This is a genomic window from Pseudomonas mandelii (assembly GCF_002251635.1).
Taxonomy (GTDB): domain Bacteria; phylum Pseudomonadota; class Gammaproteobacteria; order Pseudomonadales; family Pseudomonadaceae; genus Aquipseudomonas; species Aquipseudomonas mandelii_B.
In genome coordinates, this window is the sequence record NZ_NMOJ01000062.1 from 1 (window position 1) to 7,221 (window position 7,221).

The window sequence follows — 7,221 nt, forward strand, 5'->3', positions numbered from 1 at the left end:
GCTTTTCCCTGTGGCGAGGGAGCTTGCTCCCGCTGGACTGCGCAGCAGTCCCATTTTCAGGGCCGCTTCGCGCCCCAGCGGGAGCAAGCTCCCTCGCCACAGATCACTCGGACATCGTCCGGTTTTTTCATATCAACGCAACCTTACTCGGCAGCAGGCGCTTCTGGCTTGCGACGCTTGAGCGGCGCCATGCCGTCCTTGCTGACGAGCGACAGGTTGTCGGTCTTCGGCCGATTGGCGATCTTGCGCTTGGTCGGCGACTTGGCGCCGGCCTTTTTCTTGTCGCCCTTGGCATCGACTTTTTTCTTCTTCACGCCGACGGCTTTGCCCGACGCCTTGACCTTCTTCGGCCCGGTGTAAGTGCCTTTGACTTCCTTGATGGTGCGGCGCTCGAACGACTGCTTGAGGTAGCGTTCGATGCTCGACATCAGGTTCCAGTCGCCGTGACAGATCAGCGAGATCGCCAGGCCATTGTTGCCGGCACGCCCGGTACGGCCGATACGGTGCACGTATTCGTCGCCGCTGCGTGGCATATCGAAGTTGATCACCAGGTCCAGGCCTTCCACGTCGAGACCGCGAGCGGCAACGTCGGTGGCAACGAGAATTTTCACGCCGCCCTGCTTCAGGCGGTCGATGGCCAGCTTGCGATCCTTCTGGTCTTTCTCACCGTGCAGCACGAATGCCTTGTAGTCCTGCGCGACCAAGCGACCGTAGATACGGTCGGCAGCGGCGCGGGTNTTGGTGAATACGATGGCTTTTTGATAGGTCTCGTTGGCCAGCAGCCAGTTGAGGATCTGTTCTTTGTGCACATTGTGGTCGGCCATGACGATCTGCTGGCGCGTGGTCGCGTTCAGATCGCTGACGTTGTTGACCTGCAAGTGCTCAGGATTGTTCAGGACCTTGGCAACCATGTCGCGCAGGGTCGAACCGCCGGTGGTGGCGGAAAAGAGCATGGTCTGCTGGCGATTGACGCACTCGGCCACCAGGCGTTGCACATCGTCGGCAAAGCCCATGTCGAGCATGCGGTCGGCTTCGTCGAGTACCAGTACTTCAACTTCTTTCAGGTCGAGGTTGCCGGCGTTCAGCTGCTCGATCATCCGGCCCGGCGTACCGATCAGNATATCTGGCACTTTGCGCAGCATCGCGGCCTGGACCTTGAAGTCTTCGCCGCCGGTGATCAGGCCGGACTTGATGAAGGTGAACTGCGAGAAGCGCTCCACTTCCTTCAAGGTCTGTTGGGCCAGCTCACGGGTCGGCAGCAGGATCAGGGTCTTGATGCTGACACGGACTTTGGCCGGGCCAATCAGGCGGTTCAGAATCGGCAGGACGAANGCAGCAGTCTTGCCGCTACCGGTTTGCGCTGTCACCCGCAGGTCACGCCCTTCGAGCGCGAGCGGGATGGCCGCTGCTTGCACAGGCGTAGGCTCGACAAATTTAAGCTCGGCCACGGCTTTGAGCAGGCGTTCGTGCAGGGCGAATTGGGAAAACACGGGTGCTACCTCGAAGAAATACAAAATATCAGCTGCATAGGGTAACGGTTTCGGGCGTCCAAACCGAGTTTCTTTATGCAAACGGCGGTAAACAGTGGCTTTTTTGTTGCCTGATTTGTCTCAAAACGTCATGCAAAGCGTCTTAGATGCTCTAATCGCCCCGTCGCGTCCTACAGAAGAACCGTTTTTACCCATGGATATCAAACAGCTCTGGCTCAACCTCCAAGACCTTTGGGGTGCCCTCGATCAGCACCCGCTCCTGCATTCCAGCCTGGCGCTGATCCTGTTGCTGGTGGTGGCGCTAGTCCTCGGACGAGTGGCGCGCTACCTCATTATTCACGCGACCAAAATACTCGGCCGGCAACCGGCCCTGCACTGGGTCAACGACTTTCGGCATAACAAGGTCTTCCATCGCCTGGCACAAATGACGCCGTCACTGGTGATCCAGTTCGGCCTGCATCTGGTGCCGGAACTGAGCAAGACCAGCCTGATGTTTATCGGCAATGTGGCGCTGGCGTTCACCATCCTGTTCATGACGCTGGCGGTAAGCGCCCTGCTCAACGCCTTGCTGGATATCTACGCACGCACCGAGCATGCCCGCACCCGCTCGATCAAGGGCTATGTGCAACTGACGAAAATGGTGCTGTTCGTGTTTGCCGCGATCATCATCGTCGCCACCCTGATCGACCGCTCGCCGTTGTTGCTGCTGTCCGGTTTGGGTGCGATGTCGGCGGTGATTTTGTTGGTCTACAAAGACACCCTGCTGTCATTCGTCGCCAGCGTGCAACTGACCAGCAACGACATGCTGCGGGTCGGCGACTGGATCGAAATGCCGCAGGTCGGCGCCGACGGTGACGTGGTGGACATCACCCTGCACACGGTGAAGGTGCAGAACTTCGACAAGACCATCGTCTCCATCCCGACCTGGCGCCTGATGTCCGAGTCGTTCAAGAACTGGCGCGGCATGCAGGCGTCCGGCGGGCGCCGCATCAAGCGCAGCCTGTTCATCGATGCCAGCGGCGTGCGATTTATCCGTGATGACGAAGAGCTGAAGCTGAGCCAGGTGCATCTGCTCACCGACTACATCAGCCGCAAACAGGCCGAGCTCAAGGCCTGGAACGAGGCGCAGGGCAACGTCGCGGCGATGTCGGCCAACCGTCGGCGGATGACCAACATCGGGACGTTCCGGGCCTATGCGCTGGCGTATCTGAAGAGTCACCCGGANATCCAGCCGAACATGACCTGCATGGTGCGCCAGATGCAAACCACCGCCCAAGGCGTGCCGCTGGAAATCTACTGCTTCACCCGCACCACGGCGTGGGCGGATTACGAGCGTATCCAGGGGGATATTTTTGATTACCTGCTGGCGGTGCTGCCGGAGTTCGGGCTGAGCCTGTATCAGCAGCCGAGTGGCGGGGATTTGCGGGCGGGGTTGCTCCCGGCCATGTTAGGCGCGAACCACATTCCCGAACCCGAAAAACACATCATGTAATCCACCTCTAACCTGTGGGAACGGGCTTGCCCGCGATGAGGTCGTGTCAGTCAATATCGATATCGCCTGACACACCGCCATCGCGGGCAAGCCCGCTCCCACAGGGTTCAGTGTGCGATTGCCGGTTTACGTATACCCAGCCGACTTATCCACACCGCCATCAAAATCACCGACCCGCCCAAGAACAACCGCCCCAACTCTTCATGCTGATTCCAGATCAGCAGGTTNANCAACAGCCCCACCGGCACATGCAGGTTGTTCATGACCGCCAGGGTGCCACCATTGACCAGGCAAGCGCCCTTGTTCCACCAGTACATACCCAGCGCGGTGCTGACCAACCCGAGAAACACCAGCACGCCCCATTGCAGTGGCGCTTGCGGCAGGAAGTCGGCTTTGCCGAACAGCAGGAATGCCGGCAATGCCACCGCCAGCGCGCCCAGGTAGAAGTAGCCGAAGCGTCGGTAGTGCGGCAAATCACTCGGATAACGCGCCACCAGATGCTTGTACATCACCTGCCCGGCGGCATAGGTGAAGTTGGCCAGTTGCAGCAGCAAGAAGCCGCCAAGGAAGTGCGGGGTGATCCTGTCGTAACGAATCACCGCCGCGCCGAGCACCGCCACCAGTGCGGCCACCAGCGCCCACGGATTGAAGCGTCGATTGAGGGCATCTTCGATCAGCGTCACGTGCAATGGCGTGAGGATGGTGAACAGCAACACCTCCGGCACCGTGAGCACGCGAAAGCTCAGGTACAGGCACACATAGGTCACGCCGAACTGCAGCGCGCCAATCACCAGCATGCCGCGCATGAACCTGGGTTCTACCGAACGCCAGCGCGTCAACGGGATAAACACCAGCCCGGCCAACAACACCCGCACCAGCACCGCAAAGTAACTGTCGACATGACCGGCCAGGTACTCGCCGATCAGACTGAAGGAAAACGCCTGGATCAGCGTGACAAAAAGTAGATAGCCCATGCTCGCCTCGTTTCGAATGGCGGCGACGATAACGGGTTTTTCCCGTTATCGCGAACCGTCAGCCAACACACATCCCCTGAGGGAGCGGGCTTGCCCGCGATTGCGGTGTGTCATTCGACTTCAATGCTGCCTGATGCACCGCTATCGCGGGCAAGCCCGCTCCCACAGGGTTAGGGGTATGCCCGCCAAATCCCAGGCAAAAAAAAGCCCGATCTCGCTAAAGCGTTCAATCGGGCAACAGCACTCAGGAGCAACAAGTGCAAAGGGAGGTTCGATGCGCGTAAAGCCTTGAAGGGGTTGCGCCAGGCCACTTGAACATCAAGGGATTATCTGGCGATTAAAGCCTCAAGCCACTTGGGAAAGCTTGGCGTTGGCCTGGTTCAGGCCTTTCTCCTGAAAGTCACCGCCCAGGTTCATGCCTTCGGCGTGAATGAAGGTCACGTCGTGAATCCCGATGAAACCCATCACCTGGCGCAGGTACGGTTCCTGGTGATCGGCGGTGCTACCGGCGTAGATCCCGCCGCGAGCGGTCAGTACATAGGCGCGCTTGCCGCTGAGCAAACCTTGCGGGCCGGTGTCGGTGTACTTGAAGGTCACACCGGCACGCAACACGTGGTCCAGCCAGGCTTTGAGGGTGCTGGGGATAGCGAAGTTGTACATCGGTGCAGCCATTACCAGCACGTCGGCGGCGAGCAATTCGTCGGTCAATTCGTTGGAGCGGTCCAGGGACGCCTGTTCGATAGTGCTGCGCTGTTCGGCGGGCTTCATCCAGCCGCCGAGCAGGTTGGCATCCAGGTGCGGCACGGGGTTGAGCGCCACGTCACGCACGGTGATCTGGTCGTTCGGGTGAGCGGCTTTCCACTGGCTGATGAACGTTTGGGTCANCTGACGGGAAANCGAGTCTTGCTGNCGGGCGCTGCTTTCGATGATCAGAACGTGTGACATGGGATGTAGGCTCCATCTGAGAATGCTGTAAGGCGATGGAGTGAAGGTTAAACAGAGTCATATCGATGAAAAAGCGCAAATAACTGCTATAACCCATCAATAAATTCGTTTATAAGCTGAGCATCCCTTGTGGGAGTGAGCCTGCTCGCGATGGCGGTGTGTCAGGCAACATAGAGAGTGAATGTTACGCCACCATCGCGAGCAGGCTCGCTCCCACAGGGTTGAACGTCATTTGGGGGTGCAGGTCAGGTTGATTCGCATCTTGATAATGGAGCGGGTGAACTTGGCGGTGGCATTTTTGTGTTTGCCGGCGGCCACTTCGATAGAGCGGGTGCGCGGCGCTTCCGGGCCATTGTTGAAAACCACCTTGCAGATCGCATCGGTGTCGCCGTAGTTGTTGACTTGAATGGACGCGATGTCGTTATCCGTGTCGTAGGCGTTGTAGTCGATCTTCATGCCGTTGAGGTTTTTCTCCACATCGATCGGATAAGCAAACGCNGTCAATGGCAGCAGCGCCAGCAGCACACAACAGAATTTTCTCATTCGGCAGTCTCCAATAAGGACTGCCAGCTTAGGACAAGAGGAGCTCATCTTGAAAGCGCCCCGCGTTACCCTCGATCAATGGCGAACCTTGCAAGCCGTGGTCGACCACGGCGGTTTCGCCCAGGCCGCCGAAGCGCTGCACCGCTCGCAGTCCTCGGTGAGTTACACCGTGGCGCGCATGCAAGACCAGCTCGGCGTGCCGCTGCTGCGCATCGACGGGCGCAAGGCCGTACTCACTGAAGCCGGTGACGTGTTGTTGCGTCGCTCGCGGCAACTGGTGAAACAGGCCAGCCAGCTGGAAGACCTGGCCCATCACATGGAGCAAGGCTGGGAAGCGGAAGTGCGGCTGGTGGTCGATGCGGCTTACCCGAGCGCCCGCCTCGTCCGCGCGTTGACCGCGTTCATGCCGCAGAGCCGTGGTTGCAGGGTGCGCCTGCGCGAAGAAGTGCTGTCAGGCGTTGAAGAGCTATTGATGGAGGGCGTGGCCGACCTGGCCATCAGCAGNTTCAGCATTCCGGGCTATCTGGGTGCGGAATTGAGCGACGTCGAGTTTGTCGCGGTCGCCCACCCCGAACATGCCTTGCATCGCCTCAACCGCGAACTGAATTTCCAGGACCTTGAAAGCCAGCTGCAAGTGGTCATCCGCGACTCCGGTCGCCAGCAACCACGAGACGTCGGCTGGCTCGGCGCCGAACAGCGCTGGACCGTCGGCAGCCTGGCCACCGCCGCGNCTTTTGTCAGCAGTGGCCTGGGTTTCGCNTGGTTGCCCCGGCACATGATTGAACGCGAACTCAACGAAGGCCTGCTCAAGCTGCTACCNTTGGANNAGGGCGGCAGCCGCAACCCGACGTTCTACCTNTATTCGAACAAGGACAAACCCTTGGGCCCGGCGACGCAGATCCTGATCGAACTGCTGCGTACCTTCGACACCGCGCCGCTGGATGCGCCGTTCGCCGCCCCTGAACAAGCCTGACACGGAGTATCTACATGGCCTATTTCGAACATGAAGGTTGCAACCTGCACTATGAGGAATATGGCCACGGCACGCCGTTGCTGCTGGTCCACGGGCTGGGTTCCAGCACCCTGGACTGGGAAAAGCAGATCCCGGCGCTGTCGACCCGATACCGGGTAATCGTGCCGGATGTGCGCGGTCACGGTCGCTCCGATAAACCCCGCGAGCGTTACAGCATTGCCGGGTTCAGCGCCGACCTGGTCGCCCTGATGGAACACCTGAACCTCGGCCCCACCCATTACGTGGGCTTGTCCATGGGCGGCATGATCGGTTTTCAACTGGCCGTGGATCAGCCGCACATGCTCAANAGCCTGTGCATCGTCAACAGCGCGCCCGAGGTCAAACTGCGCAGCCGCGACGATTACTGGCAGTGGTTCAAGCGTTGGAGCCTGATGCGTGTCCTCAGTCTGGGCACCATCGGCAAGGCCTTGGGCGCCAAGCTGTTCCCCAAACCCGAACAAGCTGATTTGCGCCAGAAAATGGCTGAGCGCTGGGCAAAAAACGACAAACGTGCTTATCTCGCCAGCTTCGACGCAATTGTGGGCTGGGGCGTGCAGGAACAACTTTCCAGAATTACCAGTCCAACCCTGGTCATCAGCGCCGACCGCGATTACACGCCGGTCTCGCAGAAAGAAATCTATGTAAAACTGCTGCCCGATGCGCGGCTGGTGGTGATCGAGGATTCCCGCCATGCCACGCCCTTGGATCAACCCGAACGCTTCAACCAAACCCTGCTCGATTTTCTAAAGACAGTTGACAACCACT

At 59.4% G+C, this 7,221-nt stretch carries 7 protein-coding genes; 3 read left to right on the forward strand and 4 right to left on the reverse strand.

Features of this window, described 5'->3' with window-relative positions:
• Positions 1-143: 143 nt before the first annotated feature.
• Positions 144-1,490, reverse strand: a complete 1,347-nt coding sequence (locus B7L09_RS09350) for a DEAD/DEAH box helicase (protein WP_094468588.1) — start codon at positions 1,488-1,490, stop codon at positions 144-146.
• 193 nt (positions 1,491-1,683) lie between these two features.
• Here B7L09_RS09350 and B7L09_RS09355 point away from each other — a divergent pair, with 193 nt between their 5' ends.
• A complete protein-coding gene (locus tag B7L09_RS09355; protein ID WP_094468589.1) occupies positions 1,684-2,982 on the forward strand; it encodes a mechanosensitive ion channel family protein in 1,299 nt (432 codons plus the stop codon).
• A gap of 107 nt (positions 2,983-3,089) precedes the next feature.
• Here B7L09_RS09355 and B7L09_RS09360 read toward each other — a convergent pair whose 3' ends face one another.
• The 3 genes from B7L09_RS09360 to B7L09_RS09370 form a co-directional block, all read right to left on the reverse strand.
• Positions 3,090-3,956 carry a carboxylate/amino acid/amine transporter gene (locus tag B7L09_RS09360; protein WP_094468590.1) on the reverse strand — a complete coding sequence of 289 codons (867 nt, stop codon included), beginning with the start codon at positions 3,954-3,956 and terminating at the stop codon, positions 3,090-3,092.
• Between the two features lie 345 nt (positions 3,957-4,301).
• Complete coding sequence (locus tag B7L09_RS09365; protein ID WP_094468591.1) at positions 4,302-4,901, reverse strand: FMN-dependent NADH-azoreductase; 600 nt, start codon at positions 4,899-4,901, stop codon at positions 4,302-4,304.
• 228 nt (positions 4,902-5,129) lie between these two features.
• Positions 5,130-5,444, reverse strand: coding sequence for a 3-phosphoglycerate kinase (locus tag B7L09_RS09370; protein ID WP_094468592.1), 315 nt, complete (start codon positions 5,442-5,444; stop codon positions 5,130-5,132).
• Positions 5,445-5,493: 49 nt separating this feature from the next.
• Between B7L09_RS09370 and B7L09_RS09375 the strand changes: the two genes are divergently transcribed.
• A complete protein-coding gene (locus B7L09_RS09375) occupies positions 5,494-6,417 on the forward strand; it encodes a PA3225 family LysR-type transcriptional regulator (protein ID WP_094468593.1) in 924 nt (307 codons plus the stop codon).
• Positions 6,418-6,431: 14 nt separating this feature from the next.
• Positions 6,432-7,221, forward strand: a 790-nt coding sequence (locus tag B7L09_RS09380) for an alpha/beta fold hydrolase (RefSeq protein WP_094468594.1), incomplete at its 3' end; no start/stop codon positions are given.